General features: G+C 70.7%; 12 protein-coding genes and 1 pseudogene. 1 reads left to right on the plus strand and 12 read right to left on the minus strand.

Features of this window, described 5'->3' with window-relative positions:
• Positions 1 to 6 precede the first annotated feature (6 nt).
• The 7 genes and pseudogenes from ACFW6P_RS23515 to ACFW6P_RS23545 all read right to left on the minus strand — a co-directional run.
• Positions 7 to 582, minus strand: coding sequence for a disulfide bond formation protein DsbA (locus ACFW6P_RS23515; protein WP_310869145.1), 576 nt, complete (start codon positions 580 to 582; stop codon positions 7 to 9).
• A 55-nt stretch (positions 583 to 637) separates the two neighbouring features.
• The gene (locus ACFW6P_RS23520; RefSeq protein ID WP_386424645.1) at positions 638 to 1,945 is read right to left on the minus strand and encodes a glycosyltransferase; all 1,308 of its coding nucleotides are present in this window, start codon (positions 1,943 to 1,945) and stop codon (positions 638 to 640) included.
• Positions 1,942 to 3,222, minus strand: a complete 1,281-nt coding sequence (locus tag ACFW6P_RS23525) for an MFS transporter (RefSeq protein ID WP_386357277.1) — start codon at positions 3,220 to 3,222, stop codon at positions 1,942 to 1,944. Before ACFW6P_RS23525 ends, ACFW6P_RS23520 begins: the two co-directional genes overlap by 4 nt.
• Positions 3,219 to 4,457 carry a glycosyltransferase gene (locus ACFW6P_RS23530; RefSeq protein ID WP_386424648.1) on the minus strand — a complete coding sequence of 413 codons (1,239 nt, stop codon included), beginning with the start codon at positions 4,455 to 4,457 and terminating at the stop codon, positions 3,219 to 3,221. The genes ACFW6P_RS23525 and ACFW6P_RS23530 overlap by 4 nt, the downstream gene beginning before the upstream one ends.
• Before the next feature lie 64 nt (positions 4,458 to 4,521).
• A complete protein-coding gene (locus tag ACFW6P_RS23535; RefSeq protein WP_386424650.1) occupies positions 4,522 to 5,901 on the minus strand; it encodes an FAD-binding oxidoreductase in 1,380 nt (459 codons plus the stop codon).
• Positions 5,898 to 6,494, minus strand: a complete 597-nt coding sequence (ribA, locus tag ACFW6P_RS23540; protein ID WP_386357285.1) for a GTP cyclohydrolase II — start codon at positions 6,492 to 6,494, stop codon at positions 5,898 to 5,900. The genes ACFW6P_RS23535 and ribA overlap by 4 nt, the downstream gene beginning before the upstream one ends.
• A gap of 836 nt (positions 6,495 to 7,330) precedes the next feature.
• Positions 7,331 to 8,029: pseudogene (locus tag ACFW6P_RS23545) on the minus strand (histidine phosphatase family protein); the annotation flags it as partial.
• Positions 8,030 to 8,246: 217 nt separating this feature from the next.
• On the opposite strand from ACFW6P_RS23545, the gene ACFW6P_RS23550 reads away from it, so the two are divergent.
• Positions 8,247 to 9,395 (plus strand): dihydrofolate reductase family protein, encoded by a 1,149-nt coding sequence (locus ACFW6P_RS23550; RefSeq protein WP_386357288.1) that lies wholly within the window; start codon positions 8,247 to 8,249, stop codon positions 9,393 to 9,395.
• 382 nt (positions 9,396 to 9,777) lie between these two features.
• Here the strand turns inward: ACFW6P_RS23550 and ACFW6P_RS23555 are convergent, their stop codons facing one another.
• From ACFW6P_RS23555 to ACFW6P_RS23575, 5 genes are read right to left on the minus strand one after another with little or no spacing between them, the layout of a single operon-like run.
• The gene (locus tag ACFW6P_RS23555; RefSeq protein WP_386357291.1) at positions 9,778 to 10,761 is read right to left on the minus strand and encodes an aldose 1-epimerase; all 984 of its coding nucleotides are present in this window, start codon (positions 10,759 to 10,761) and stop codon (positions 9,778 to 9,780) included.
• A 7-nt stretch (positions 10,762 to 10,768) separates the two neighbouring features.
• A complete protein-coding gene (locus ACFW6P_RS23560; RefSeq protein WP_386357294.1) occupies positions 10,769 to 11,632 on the minus strand; it encodes an MBL fold metallo-hydrolase in 864 nt (287 codons plus the stop codon).
• Entirely contained in the window at positions 11,629 to 12,606 is a 978-nt protein-coding gene (locus ACFW6P_RS23565) for a sugar kinase (protein WP_386424653.1), read from the minus strand. The genes ACFW6P_RS23560 and ACFW6P_RS23565 overlap by 4 nt, the downstream gene beginning before the upstream one ends.
• Positions 12,603 to 13,223, minus strand: a complete 621-nt coding sequence (locus tag ACFW6P_RS23570) for a bifunctional 4-hydroxy-2-oxoglutarate aldolase/2-dehydro-3-deoxy-phosphogluconate aldolase (protein ID WP_386424656.1) — start codon at positions 13,221 to 13,223, stop codon at positions 12,603 to 12,605. The genes ACFW6P_RS23565 and ACFW6P_RS23570 overlap by 4 nt, the downstream gene beginning before the upstream one ends.
• A complete protein-coding gene (locus tag ACFW6P_RS23575) occupies positions 13,220 to 14,056 on the minus strand; it encodes an SDR family NAD(P)-dependent oxidoreductase (protein ID WP_386357303.1) in 837 nt (278 codons plus the stop codon). The genes ACFW6P_RS23570 and ACFW6P_RS23575 overlap by 4 nt, the downstream gene beginning before the upstream one ends.
• Position 14,057: the final 1 nt, after the last annotated feature.

The following is a 14,057-nucleotide window of genomic DNA, read 5'->3' on the forward strand; positions in this document are numbered from 1 at the left end:
GGGCGGTCAGGCCCGGGCCCGCTTCAGTTCGCTGAAGGCGGTGACGGCGGAGAGGGCGGCGATGCTGTCGTAGAGACGGGCGGACTCCTCCCCCGCCGGTACGGCGGTGAGGATCGGGCCGAAGAAGCCGGGGGTGTCACCGAACGCCACGATTGGGGTGCCCGACTCCTGGCCCACCCGGCCCTGCCCCTCCTCGTGGGACGCCCTCACGGCCGCGTCCCACGCCGGGTCGTCGGCCGCGTCCGCCAGTCCAAGGGGCAGGCCGGCCGCGGTCACCGCCCGGCCGATGGTCCCGTCGTCCCACTCTCCGGCCTTGTCGTGCACGCGGGTTCCCAGTTCGGTGTAGAGGGCGTCCACCACCTCGTTCCCACCGTGCTCGGCGGCCGCTGCCAGCACGCGCAGCACGCGCGCCCCGCGCCGGTGCCCTTCGCGGTACTGGCTCGGGACGTCGTCCCGGTCCTCGTTGAGGACGGCGAGGCTCATCAGCCGCCAGGTCACCTTCTCGCCCCGGACGGCCGCCTCGGACCGCAGCCAGCGCGAGGTGCGCCAGGTGAAGGGACAGGTGGGGTCGAACCACATCATCGCGCCCATTGTGCGCCCTTCCAGTTCGGAGTTGTCGTTCTCGGCTGTGGGCCGGTCAACGGCCGGCGCCTGGGGAAGCACCGGTGAACGCGGCCGTCTGACGCAGCGTTCCGGCGCGGGACAGGAAACGCTCCTCGACCGTGGCCCGCGCCGCCTTGCTCCAGCGGAGCCGGCCGGCCTCGTCCGTCAGCGATCTACGGACCGTCTCCGCCCACGGTCCACCGCCGTCGGTGTAGGGCGTGAGGAGACCGTTGACGTCGTGCTCCATCTGCTCGCTGATGCCGTCGACGTCGGATCCGACGACCACGGCGCCCCGCCACATCGCTTCGGCCACGGTCAGTCCGAAGCTCTCCCGGACACTGTTCTGCACCACCGTCCGGGCGTACCGCCGCAGTACGTTCAGCGCGAGGTCCTCGCCGGTGCGCCGCAGCGGGCCGAACCGCCAGACGTGGACCCGTTCACGCACTGGTCCCGCCAGTTCCTCGCGGGCCCGCATGAGTTCCCCCCACACCTTCCGGTTCACCGGGTAGTTCTCCCGGTCGTCGATGTGGGGGCCGACGAGTACGAGCTCCACGTCCGGCTCCTGCCGCGCAAGGTCCGCGAAGGCCCGGACCACGCCGAGTTGTCCCTTCAGCGGGTCCCAGCGGGACACCTGGAGCACGAAGGGCGACTCGGGGGCGCGCAGGCCACCGGTGCCGTGATCGTCCAGGACGATATGGGTGTCTTCCCCGCCGATGTCCGTCGGCCCGGCGGTGCCGCGGGCCGCGTGGACGTCGGACCACAGCGCGGCGTAGGTCTCCTCCGGCAGGTCCCGGTTCTTCCACGATCGCGGGTCGATTCCCGGCGGGACGACGAGGATCCGCTCGTCGTCCTCCCAGCCCGGCCAGATCAGGCCGCGATGCGGGAACAAGAGGTGGTCCACGACGTCCAGTTGAGGCCGGAGGAAGGAGACGGCGTCCTGGTCGATCATGTCCAGGTGCTCGGAGCCGACGTGGCAGCGCCAGGCGATCCTCGGCGTCACGGGGCGGATCGCGGACGCCAAGTTGAGCACCATGGGGTCGTGCAGGACGACCACGTCGGCGTCCCGGGCCGCCGCCACCACGGCTTCGGCGTTCGCGCCGAGGAACCGTTCGACGCCCGAACGCACCCGGTCCTGCGGGAAGTCGCCCACCGGCACGCCGTACAGGGCGTTGTGCAGGACGAACGCGGCTTCGTGTGCCTCGTCCAGATCGTTCGCCGTGACCCATCGGGGCTGCCATCCGGACTCGACGAGGTAGGGCAGCTCGCTGCGGACGACCTCACTGACCCCACCCAGCTTGTCGGTGGTGCTGACGTGAAGGATGCGCGGTCCGTCCGGGGTCATGCGTTGCTCCTCTTCGATTCGGGATACAGGACACGTGCGGGAAACGCCCTCTCGCAGGCGACGAAGCCCAGTCCGCCGAGCGCGACGAGTGCGCCCAGTACGAGCCACAGGGCCAGGCTGTTCCACTGCAGGAGCGCGCCGACGACGGCGGGACCGCCGACGCTGGAGACGGTCCACGACATCTGGAAGACCGACGAGTACCTGCCGCGCAGCGGCACCGGCGCGGCCTCCATCGACAGCGACTGGGCCGGCGGTCCGGCGGACATCTCGCCGACGGAGAAGAGCATGATGCCGACCAGCGCGAGCCCCGTCGCGACCGCCCGGGAGCCACTGCCCGCGCCCGCGAACACGGCGAAGGCGAGCAGGAAGGCACAGGCCCCGGCGAGCACCGCCCGGGTGCGCCGCAGGCCTGCCAGGGAGCGCGAGACGACCGTCTGGAACAGCACGGTCATGGCCGTGTTCACCGCGAACGCCACGGAGGGCACCCACGGGGGCAGGCCCAGCGTGTCGACGAAGTAGACCGGCAGCACGACGCTGGGCAGCAGCCACGCCACGGTCAGCGCGGTGTGCGCCACGGTCATCGCTACGTACGGGCGGTCTCCCAGAACCATCCGCCACCCTCCGGGCCCGGCCGCCGGTTCCGCGTCCGGGCCCCCGGGGCCGTCCGCGTCCCCCACGGCGTCCCGCGGGTTCATGCGCAGCCGGAAGAACACCACGGCCGACAGGAAGGAGGCGGCCACGGCGACGACCAGGATCGCCCGGAGCGTGCCTACGTCACCGGCGGCGAGAGCGACGGCGGCGGTCGCCGCGCCGAGGCCGAGGGCGGCGCTCTTGAAGGCGTTGACGACCGCGAACCAGCGGTCCAGCGTCTCCCCCTCGGCGACCTGTTCCGCGATGAACACCGGCCAGCCGACCCAGTACAGGCGCTGCGAGAAGGAGATGAACGCGACCGCCGCGACCAGCTGGAACCAGCCGTGGATGTCGACGAGTCCCAGGTAGCCGAGCCCGCAGCACGCGTTGGCCAGCACGAGGGTCCGCTGGGCACCCCAGCGGTCGGCCGCACTGCCGGCCACGGGATTCAGCACCAGGGCGACGAGACCGCCCCCGGTCAGGATCAGGCCGATCTGCGCGACCGGCAGATCGGTGCTGAGCGTGAGGTAGAGGAAGGTGAGGGGGTAGAAGGCCCCGGCGGCGAGCGTGTCCACGAGCAGGACACCGAGCATGATCTTCCGCTGGGGGGTGTCGGCCAGTGGTCTCCGCGTGGCCTTTCCGGTCACCGTGGGCCGTTCCCGTCAAGGAAGGCGACCCGCACCGCGCCGCCGATCCGGCGGGCCTCGGTGAGGAGGTCGCCGGACCAGCGTTCCCACAGTCCACGCAGCCGGGACGTGATCACCACGAGGTCGGCGGAGCCCGGTTCGAGCACGGTGCGCAGGCCGACCGCGTGCAGGGCCGTCGCGCCGTCCGCCGCCACGTCGTCCTCCGGCCACTCGTCGAAGTCGACGAACGTGCACGCCACGCCGCTGCCGGAAGCGCCGAGGGTCCGCAGGCCTCCCGCGCCCATGACCACCACCCGGGTCGGCCGGCTGCCGTCCGGCAGGGGTTCGGCCACCAGACGCGCCACCTCCTGGCGTACGTCGATGTCGCGGGCCTGCTCGGTCCAGTCGAGCAGTCGCCGGTACTCGTACTCCAGCGGCGGGTCGTAGTGGTTGCGGGAGTACATCGCCCCGTACAGCTCCATGACCGGAGAGGGATGCTTCTCCCACAAGGTCCAGGAGTTGGCGCAGTTGCTGCTGCGATTGCCGTCCAAGTCCCGTTCGTGCGGGCTCTCCAGGGCCCACGCCCGGTGCGAGAGGACGATCGGCATTCCCCGCCGGTGGACGCGGAACCCGAACTCCAGGTCCTCCCCGCCCCAGGAACGGAAGTCCTCGTCGAAGCCGCCGACCGCGTGGAAGTCGGCCGCGGGCAGGGACATGTTGAGCGCCCACACGTTCATCCAGGGGGCGGCAAGACGCCCCAGGTCGAAGCCCACCTTCTCCAGGTCGTCGTGGCGCAGGTCCCGGAACTCGGCCTGGTCGGCGTAGGTACGTACCACCTCCTCGGGTTCGTTGCCGGCGATGGCCTCCGTGAGCCCCGGGAACGGCCGGTACGGGTTGTAGCCGTAGGTGTAGCCCAGCACCAGCCGGCCGACGGCCTCGCCGTGTTCGTGTGCCGAGACGTGCTCGGCGAGGAAGTCGGGTCCGACCAGGGCGCCGGTGTCGAGGAAGACGAGCAGGGGGGCGCCGGCCAGCCGGGCGCCGCCGTTGCGGACGGCGGCGGCCCGGAAGCCCAGGTCCTCCTGCGTGTAGGAGACGATCCTCAGTCTGGTGGCGAACGATTCGACCACCTCGGCGGTGTGGTCCGACGACCCGTCGTCGGCGACGACGACCTCGAACCGTTCCGGCGCGAACCGCTGCCGCGCGAGCCCGTGAAGTTGCTGCCGGAGAAGTTCGGCCCGATTGTAGGTCGGTATCACCACGGAAACCTGCGCATCGGGTGGTTGCGTCATCGCTGTCCTTCGCTGTGGGGCAGAGCTGCGCTCAGGCGGGAGCGGGTGCCGACGGGGCGGGATGCGCCGGTCCGAAGACGCCGTCGGGATCGACCCGTCGCCCGACGTCTTGGAGGGACCGGCTCGTGTCGTCGGTCATCCGGCCGGGACGGTCCAGGTCGACGGGATCGCTGGCGTAATTGACGTAGTCGGCGTGCCCCTCGCCGTGGAGGGACCAGGGACGGGTCAGCCGGCTGATGCCGCGTGCCCAGTCCCGCCGGGCGTCGTCCTGGGCCGGATCACGCCAGATCGCCATCGCCAGCACGGTGTACGCCGCGTCGCGGAAGGTGATGGCACCCGGTTCCTCGGCGTCGGGCACGGCCCCGCCGAGCGGTGTGATGATGACCGTGTCCTCGACGCCGTCTCCGCAGCCGCCGCTCGCGTACTGGTCGACGAGCCCTTCGGCCAGTTCTCCGGGCAGCGCGGTGAGCGAGGACGTGGACCAGTAGTGCCGCAGGCCGCAGTCGGTCTCGCCCAGCGAGGCCTGCATGGACAGGTAGGAGCGGGGACCGAAGTCCTTGCCGCTCAGCGGCGCACAGGCCATCGTGCGTTCGATCCGTCGTACGACCGCCTCGTCTCCGCCGGAGTAGAAGACGTTGGCGACGACGGACCGGGCGGCCGGGTCACCCCAGGGTTCGAGCAGCAGCAGGCAGGTCATGTCCGCGGGCGCGTCCGCCATCAGCTCGGTGAACGCCGCCATGACCGGGGCCGCGTACCGCAGCGGATAGGCGAAACGGCCTCCGTACACCCGCGGCACGGGCGCGAGCCGGAAGGTGAACTCGTCGACGACCCCGAGGCCGTGTCCCGCGCCGCGCAGCAGCCGGTTCAGCTCGGCGTCGTGCTCGGCGTCGATCTGCCGTCGTCGTCCGTCGCCCGTGACCATCCGGTAGGACTCCACCCGGTCGCAGGCCAGGCCCAGGCTGCGGGTGAGATAGCCGAGCCCGCCGCCCAGGGTGAGCCCGGCGACGCCGGTGGACCCCACCGTGCCTCCCGTGGTGGCGAGCCCGTACCGCGCGGCGGCGGCGTCGATGTCGTGCCAGGTGGCACCGCCCTGTACACGGGCGAGGGCCCGTACCGGGTCGACCGTCACACCCCGCATCAGCCTGAGGTCCATCACGAGGCCGCCGTCGTTGGAGCCGGATCCCGCGACGTTGTGTCCGCCTCCCCGGACGGTGACGGTCGTACCCGCTTCACGCGCGGCCAGGACGACAGCAGCGATCTCGCGGCTGTCGACCGGCAGACAGATCACGGCCGGCCGTCGGTCGTGCATGCCGTTGAACATGCCGCGCAGTTCGTCGTAGCGGGGGTGTCCGGTGGTGACGACCCGTCGGGGACACAGTTCCTCCAGGCGTTCGGCCAGCGAGGGGTTCACGAAGCGGTCCTCGGTTCGAAGGCGATCCGGTGCCCCGCGAAGTCCACCTTCGTCCGGAGGTAGTGGTCGTTGAAGGGGTTGACGTGGCAACCCGTCGGCACGGACTCGGCCACTCTGATGCCGTGCTCCGACAGTTGCCGTTGTTTGTCGGGGTTGTTCGTCACCAGCCGGATCTCGTCGTGGCCCAGGGCGGACAGGACCGCGGCCGCGACCCCGTAGTCCCGCGCATCGTCCGGCAGGTTCAGCTTCCGGTTGGCCTCGAAGGTGTCGACGCCCGAGTCCTGGAGGACGTAGGCGTCCAGCTTGTTGTAGAGGCCTATGCCCCGGCCCTCCTGACGGAGGTAGAGAAGAATTCCGCCCTGAGCCGCGAACATCGTTAACGACTCGGCGAGTTGCGGACCGCAGTCGCAGCGCAGCGATCCGAAGACATCACCCGTGAGGCACTCCGAGTGCAGGCGGACCAGCGGCACGGGGCCGGGGTCGCCGAACACGAGGGCGAGGGGTTCCTTGTCGACGGGCCAGTCGGGCGGCAGCCCCCGGAAGGAACGGACGGTGGGAATGGCCTCCGATCCGTCCGGAAGGGCGATCGGCATCTTCACCGTGGTGCGGATGGTTAACGAGAACCTGTCCTGATCGCCTTTCCCCGCATGCGTGACCTGGGTCATCCGTGGTTCCTTTCTCACAGAACAGCGTTGTGTGCATCTCGTGCGTGAGTGAGTTCATGCCGGACGGGCGGCAGCGGCACCGCGACCGGCCCGTCCCGGCGGTCACCGCGTGGAAGCGAAGGTGACCGCGGGACGGCATGGGTGGCCGTGCTGGGCATGCGCCGATGCCACGGGCGTGCACGGCCTGGAGGCGAACCGCGTCATCGGCCGGCCTGGATCGGTGCGCACACCAGTGCTCACCAGGACTTCCCACAGGTCCGGTGCGGGCCGGGCCGGTACCGACGCGTGATGGTGAGGGTCAAAGACAGCAGGCGGACGCGCCTCTGAGGCGTGGCGTCACTCTGCCGACAACGGCCGTCAGGGGGCCGAGGGAAAAGCCGGCCAGGGAAAGGTGTCCCCGTGTCCGACGCGTACGGAAACCCACGGTGCTGAGATGATCATGATGTTCTGGTGCAGCCATGACAGCGTTCGACTCCCCCGTCGACAAACAAAGTGACGCTACGTCAATGCATGGGCTTCGATACGGACACAGAACACGCGCTCCCCGCAGCCTGCGACTCGGGAGCGCTCCCAGGAGCCTTGCACGGAGGTTTGCCCGCGTCAACAGATCTTGTCCCGGCCTCTGTTCGGCCGGCCCGGCAGGCCGGACCCGCGGACCCGGAACACCCCGGGTCGGAGGCGTTCGCACGGCTTCACGCGAGCACCGGCGGAGCACGGCGACAGACCGCGGCCCGCCCGGACACCGACTTCCCGTAGCGGCGCTTTCAGCGCAGATGCGACGTGTCGTTGAAAACACGCAGGGATGCCTTCACTCCGACGCACGAGAGACCCGAGAAGGACGCCGGGGCCAGCTCCATGGCGAACAGCGATGCGCCGGGTGCTCCGAGCGCCAGCTGTATCAGCACCTTGATCGGCGTGACGTGGCTGACGACCAGGATCGTCCGGCCCCGGTACCGGGAGATCAGGTCGTCCCTGACCCCGGCCATCCGCCGTGCCACATCGGCGAAACTCTCCGTGCTCCCGGTGGGCGCCGTCCCGGTCGACGCGTGCCACGCCGCCAGGTCCTCGGGGAAGCGGGACCGCACCTCGTCGTAGGTCAGCCCTTCCCAGTCTCCGAAGTCGGCCTCCCGGAGTCCGTCCTCGACCACCGGGTCCAGGCCGAGCCGGCGGGCGACGACCGCGGCGGTCTCACGGCAGCGCCGCAGCGGGGAGCAGACCACCGCCTCGACGCCGGCGCCCGCCAGGAGCGTGGCCCCGGCGGCGCGGTCCGCTTGCCACCGCCCCACGTCGGACAGCTCGGGGTCGGTGCCGCCGCTCCCGGAGAAGCGCTTCTCCGGAGTCAGGGCGGTCTCGCCGTGACGCAGCATCAGCAGGGTCGTACGGGGCTCCGCGCTCTCCGGCGGGGAGGCCCACCCGCTGCCGCCCGACAGGACGTGCGTCGGCGTCACGGGTCCAGCGTCCGGATACGGATTCGTTGTCGAGGTCATCCGCACAGGCTAGCCCTGGGTTCCAGCCATCAGGGCGACGCAGACCGTCTCACCAACTCCCCTATGGTGCAAGCTTGTTACCTTCTCAGAGCCCGGGATCCCCGGCCGTACCCGGCCGTACCCGGACACCGCCCGTACGCCGCGGCGGACCGGGCTCCAGCGTGAATCCGCACAGAACAGAACGGATGATCCGATGACCAGCCGCCCGTACGTCGTGCTGTCCGCCGCGAGCAGCGTCGACGGCTATCTGGACGACTCCACCGACCAGCGACTGCTGCTGTCCAACGCTGAGGACTTCGACCGTGTGGACGAAGTGCGGGCGGGCGCCGACGCGATCCTGGTCGGCGCCACGACCCTGCGCCGCGACAATCCACGTCTCCTGGTGAACAGCGAGGAACGCCGAGCCGCCCGCCTGGCACGCGGCCTGCCCGCGCATCCGCTGAAGGTCACCGTCACGGCTTCCGGCCGGCTCGACCCCGGCCTCAGGTTCTGGCGGTACGGGGACAAGAAGCTCGTCCTCACCGTCGACTCCGCGCTCGAGAGGGTCCGGACGGATCTGGACGGACTGGCCGACGTGGTGAGCACCGGCGCCGAGCTCGACTGGGGCCGGGTCCTCGACGAACTCGGCCGCCGGCACGTCGAGCGGCTCGTCGTGGAGGGCGGGGGCACCGTGCACACCCAGTTGATGGCACAGGACCTGGCCGACGAGCTGCACCTGGCCGTCGCCCCGCTGCTCGTGGGACAGCCGGGGGCACCGAGATTCCTCGGCCCGGCCGACTACCCCGGCGGCCCCACCGCGCGGATGCGGCTGCTGGAGACGAGGGCGACCGGCGATGTCGTGCTGCTCCGCTACGCGCCGAAGGAACGGGTCCAGGCGGCCGGCCCCACCCGTGAGCGTGACCTCCATTGGATGCGCAAGGCGATCGAACTGGCCGGGAAGTGCCCTCCTTCCGAGGGCGCGTACTCCGTCGGCGCGGTGATCGTCGGTGCCGACGGCACCGAACTGTCCCACGGATACAGTCGCGAGGGCGATCCGCACGTCCATGCGGAGGAGTCAGCGCTCGCGAAGCTGCCGGCCGCTGATCCGAGGCTGCGGACGGCGACGATCTACACCACCCTGGAACCCTGCTCCCAGCGCCGGTCGCGCCCGCATCCGTGCGCTCAGCTCGTGCTCACCTCCGGTCTCCCGCGGGTCGTGATCGCCTGGCGCGAACCCTCACTGTTCGTGGACGACTGCGTGGGCGTCGAGCGACTCCGGGCGGCCGGGGTGACGGTGGTGGAGCTGCCCGAACTCGCCGTGGACGCGAAGGCGGCCAACACGCATCTGCTCGGCACGGGCTGACCGCGGGACCCCGGCTGCCGCACCCACCGGTTCGCGGACACCGGCCGTATCCGTCGTCGGTGTTTTCCGGAGGTGAGCCTCGGGGCCGGGGCCGAACCCCGTGCGGGCCGCGCCGCCGGCGCAGTGCTCGGCGTCGTCAATCAGCCAACCACGTGAGCACACGCCTTTTCTGAAGACCAGCCTCCCACCCCGGCTCGCCGGCGCCGCGACTCACCTCGCCCGCATCGACGCCCACCTCACCGGCACGCCCCGGGCATGCACCCGCACCAGCCACTTCTCAGCGCTTCGCCCCGCCGAACAAGTCGGCGGGGCGAAGTGATCACGACCCCGGATTGCCCAACAGCGTCCAGGCGTACCGGGGCCACGACCGGCGCGAGTCCTGTCACGGCAGAAAGGCTCCCCGCTCCCCTCGTCCAGACAGCTCTTGGACGCTCAGCATCATGTTGTGGGTGCACGTTGATCCTCCGGGCAACAGGGGGGCGTCGCCGCGTGCCGGCTCGGCCGGGGAGGGGTCGCCGGGCAGCACGTTGGCCGGCTCGATGGCGACGACGTAGGCGAGCCGGTACCACGGAAAGCCCTCGCTGGCATGGCATTCCTGCCACAGCCAGGCGTGCGGCAGCACGTCGGCGTCCCAGTCGACCCGGATCCCGAACCCGGCGGTCGGGCTGTCGATGGTGAACCATCCGGCGTCGAAGTCGGTGAGGCATCCGAACACGCTGCGGCCGCTGTCCGGTCCTGGGACCTGGCGCAGGTCCACCTCGCCGGCGCCGTCGGCGCGCGGGACGAGTGGGAATGGTGCGCGCACGTCGGGAGGCAGGGCGTTGCCGGGTGCCTGCGCGTCGGTGAGAACGGTGCGGGCGCCGGTGGCGATGGTGCAGCGCTCGTCGATGAACGGTGCCCCGAAGCCGGGGTGCTGCACCCACATCACCGGCACCGCTTCGTCGGAGGTGTTGAGGATCGTGTCGCGGACGTGCAGCGCCGCTCCGTCGAGCCACACCGTGCGGGTGAGACGCAGCGGAGCCGTGACCAGGTCAGTGGTCAGCCGCGCGGAGGTTTCGTCGGCGCGCTCGACCGACCATGCCACCACTGCGGCCTCTCCGTGGAATCCGCGCGTCACGCCGCCGATGACGCGTTCATCGCCGGCGTTGGGCACGAGTTGCTGCCAGCCGCCGCCGTAACGGGCCAGCCAGTCGACCTTGCTGTTGCCGGTGTGCGGTGTCTCGGCCAGTTCCCGACGTCCCCACGGCGACTGGAAGAGGATGTCGATACCGCTGCGGCGCTCGGTGATGGAGGTGATGTCGGCGCCTTTGCCAGGGCGGACCTCGATGGCCAGCCGGTCGCTGCGCAGCCACAGAGAGGGTGTCATGGATTCGTCAGCTCCCTGCGCGCGTGATGACCGCTACCTGGCCGATGGCGGGTCGGACCATCTCCAGCGCCGGGTGCTTCTTCACTTGCGCCGTGAAGTCTTCCAGCGCATTCGGGTCGACGTTCTGGGCGAACATGTCGTAGTGCATCGGCATCACGCGGCGAGCTCCCACCGTGGCCGCGAGTTCGACGGCCTCAGCGGCGTTCATGTTGCCGGCGAAGCCGAGGGCGGCGCGGTGCTCGTCACGGCCGTTGATCGGCAGGCACAGCAGATCCGGTGCGAGGCGGGCGAGTTCGGCAACAACGCGGTTGTCGGCGCGGGCGTCTCCCACGTGGGCGACGCTGATTGCGCCGTCTGATACGGCGTAGCCTTGATAGGGGTGTCCGAGCTCGGGGTCCTCGTCGTAGTCGTCGTGCGGCACGGCGAAGGCTGTGATGCTCAGCCCTGCGATGTGGACGGTGTCACCGTGCCTGGTGAGTTGGAGCCGGTCGTCGGTCCAGCCGAGGTCGAGCAGGGTCGTGCGGGCCGCCGACGGCGCCACGACCGTCGCGTGCGGCGAGCTGTCCCGCAGGCTGCGCAGGGTGGGTACGTCGAGGTGGTCCGGGTGGTCGTGCGAGCACACGACGACGTTCGCGTTGTCGATCTCCGCGGGGTCCAGGGGCGCGCGGCTCAAACGCCGGTGGTCGAAGGGCCGCGGCAGGACGGCCTCGCAGTGCTGGGACAGGTACAGGTCGATGTAGACGGTTCTGCGGCCGGAAAAGCGCAGTGCGAGGCCCGACTGTCCGAGCGGCCAGATGGCGACGGATCCTTCGGCGACGTCACGGCCGATGTCCGCGAGCAGCGTCCCCCCGATCTGGTGCGGTTCGATCATGAGGTGCTCCGTGAGGTCTCGGATGTCTCGGGGTCTTTCAGGGAGCCGATGGCCGCGCGGCGCCGGAGGACGTCTTCCGGGACGATGGCTCCGCGGTGCCGGACGACCAGGGCGGCCAGACGGTGTCCGGCCCTGACCGCTTGTGCCGGTGCGAGCCCGGCGAGCCGCGCGGCCAGGAAGGCTGCGTTGAAGGAGTCGCCGGCCGCGGTCGTGTCCACGACGGCGGAAGGCCTGTCAGCAGCGATGACCTCGCTGGTGCCGTCCCTGGTCAGACAGGCCGGACGGCTGCCGTCCTTGACCACGATCTCCCGGACTCCGGCGGCCGCCAGCCGGCGAGCACACGAGGTCGGATCCTGGTCGCCGTGCAGCGCCGCTTCGTCGGCGAAGGAGGGCAAGGCGATGTCGGTGATGTCGAGGACTTGCGCGAACGTGTCTCGTGCGACGCCCGGAGATGGCCAGGCCGAGGCACGGTAGTTGCTGTCGAACACGATGGTGGCGCCGTGCGCACGGGCACGGGTCAGGCACGCGACGAGCCGCGATCGGGCTGTCGCGCTCATGATGTGGAGGGTAATGCCGCTGAGGTAGATCACGTCGAAGGAGCCGAGTTGTTCGTCGATCGCGGTCGGGAAGAGGTCGCCGAAGATCTCGGTCGCTGCCGACTGCGAACGGTCGTAGGTGAAGCTCCGCTCGCCGGTCGCGTCGGTGTGCACGTGGTAGGTGCCGCAGTTCCGGTCGGGCAGCCGGACCACCAAGGCGTCCTGGATGCCTTCGGCGCGAAGGCTGTGCAGGATGGCGCCGCTGCCGTCATCGTCGCCGAGGGCGGTCACATAGCTGATGACCACCTGGCTCGGATCAGTGGTACGGGCCAGGTACACGGCGGTGTTATAGGTGTCACCGGCCGCGGTCAGCACTCGGTCCGGCTCGTCGGCCAGGTATTCGAGCATGCATTCCCCGATGACGGCCACCGACGTCACGGCGCCACCTCGGATCGCAGGGTACGTAGGAGCGCCGCGCCCTCCGGGTCGGTGAGGTCGGACCGCAGGCCGCCGCCGATGCCGACGGCTGCCGCCCCGGCGTCGAGCCAGGCCGGGGCCTGGCGCAGGCAGACGCCCCCGGTCGGGATGAACGTCAGGCCAGGGAAGACCGCGCGCAGCGTGCCCAGATAGGACGGGCCGACGAGGTGGGCGGGGAACACTTTGGCCACGCCGCGCGCCCGTGAGGGGGCGATCTCGCTGGGAGTCATACCGCCCTGGATCAGCAGTACGTCGGCGGGTACCACGGTGTCCAGGGTGGGTACCCGGCAGGGGGTGACGAGGAAGTCGGCCCCGAGGTCGAGTGCTTCCCGCGCGGCCTGCTCGTCCAGGACGGTGCCCATGCCGAGGACGGCGTCGGGGTGGTCGCGGCGGAGCTGGGTCAGGGCGCCCTGCCAGCCCGGTGTCGTGGTCGTCAGCTCGGCGACGTCGAACAGTGTGGTCAGCAGCTCGGTGGCGTAGGCGACCAGCGATTCCTGGTCCGGTTCCCGCAGCACCGGCAGCACGACCGATTCGCGGATCGCCTGCAGAATGCGAACGGCGGGCCTTGTCCGTGTCACGAGTCCGCCTCGCCCGGGGCCACGAGCGGCAGCGCGGCGAGCAGTCCGCCGTCGACCCGCATCTCCAGACCGTTGACGTACGATGCCTGGTCGCCGATGAGGAAGGCGATGACGTCGGCAACCTCGCCAGCCAGGGCGACGCGCCCGGGCGGGTGCATCTCGCCCCACTCGCGGACCACCCGGTCGGCCTGCTCGGCGCTGCCGGCGACCTGAGCCGCGGACGCGCGGAGCATCGGGGTGTCCACGGCTGCCGGCAGGACGGCGTTCGTCCGGACGCCGTCGCGCACGAAATCGACGGCCAGGCTGCGCATCAGGCCGAGGATCCCGGCCTTGCTCGCGGTGTAAGCTGCGACGTTCTTCTGCGTGGCGGTGGCCTGGGCCGAGGACACCAGGACAATGGATCCCCGGCCGCCGTCCAGCATGTGCGGAAGGACCGAGTGCGCGGCCAGGAAGGCGCCCTTGAGGTTGACGTCGAACACTTCGTCCCAGTCCTGTTCGCTGGTCGTCACTGCGGTGCCGTAACGCTGGATGCCCGCGGAGTACACCATGGCTTTCGGGCGCCCGAGTCTGTCGGCGGCTTCGGCGGTGAACTCGGCGATCCGGCGGGAGCTGCGGACGTCCACGGCGCTGCCCCATGCCTCAAAGCCCCGAGCGCGCAAGGTCTGCTCGAGGTTCCGCGCCTCGTCCTGGTCCACTCCCGCGAAGGCGACCTTGGCACCGTCCTGGCACAGGCGCCACACGGTCGCCGCGCCGATGCCGCGCGTGCCGCCGTACACAAGGGCGACCTTGCCTTCAAGCCGGCCGGGCGTCGGGGTCATCTCCGGGCCTCTCATG

This window comes from Streptomyces sp. NPDC058741 (assembly GCF_042746715.1).
Classification (GTDB): Bacteria; Actinomycetota; Actinomycetes; order Streptomycetales; family Streptomycetaceae; genus Streptomyces.

Bases quoted from the DNA above. Each gene is read 5' to 3' on its own strand.
- ACFW6P_RS23515 (WP_310869145.1), bottom strand. From the start codon at position 582: ATGATGTGGTTCGACCCCACCTGTCCCTTCACCTGGCGCACCTCGCGC.
- ACFW6P_RS23520 (WP_386424645.1), bottom strand. From the start codon at position 1,945: ATGACCCCGGACGGACCGCGCATCCTTCACGTCAGCACCACCGACAAG.
- ribA (WP_386357285.1), bottom strand. From the start codon at position 6,494: ATGCCGATCGCCCTTCCGGACGGATCGGAGGCCATTCCCACCGTCCGT.
- ACFW6P_RS23550 (WP_386357288.1), top strand. From the start codon at position 8,247: ATGACCAGCCGCCCGTACGTCGTGCTGTCCGCCGCGAGCAGCGTCGAC.
- ACFW6P_RS23555 (WP_386357291.1), bottom strand. From the start codon at position 10,761: ATGACACCCTCTCTGTGGCTGCGCAGCGACCGGCTGGCCATCGAGGTC.
- ACFW6P_RS23560 (WP_386357294.1), bottom strand. From the start codon at position 11,632: ATGATCGAACCGCACCAGATCGGGGGGACGCTGCTCGCGGACATCGGC.
- ACFW6P_RS23575 (WP_386357303.1), bottom strand. From the start codon at position 14,056: ATGAGAGGCCCGGAGATGACCCCGACGCCCGGCCGGCTTGAAGGCAAG.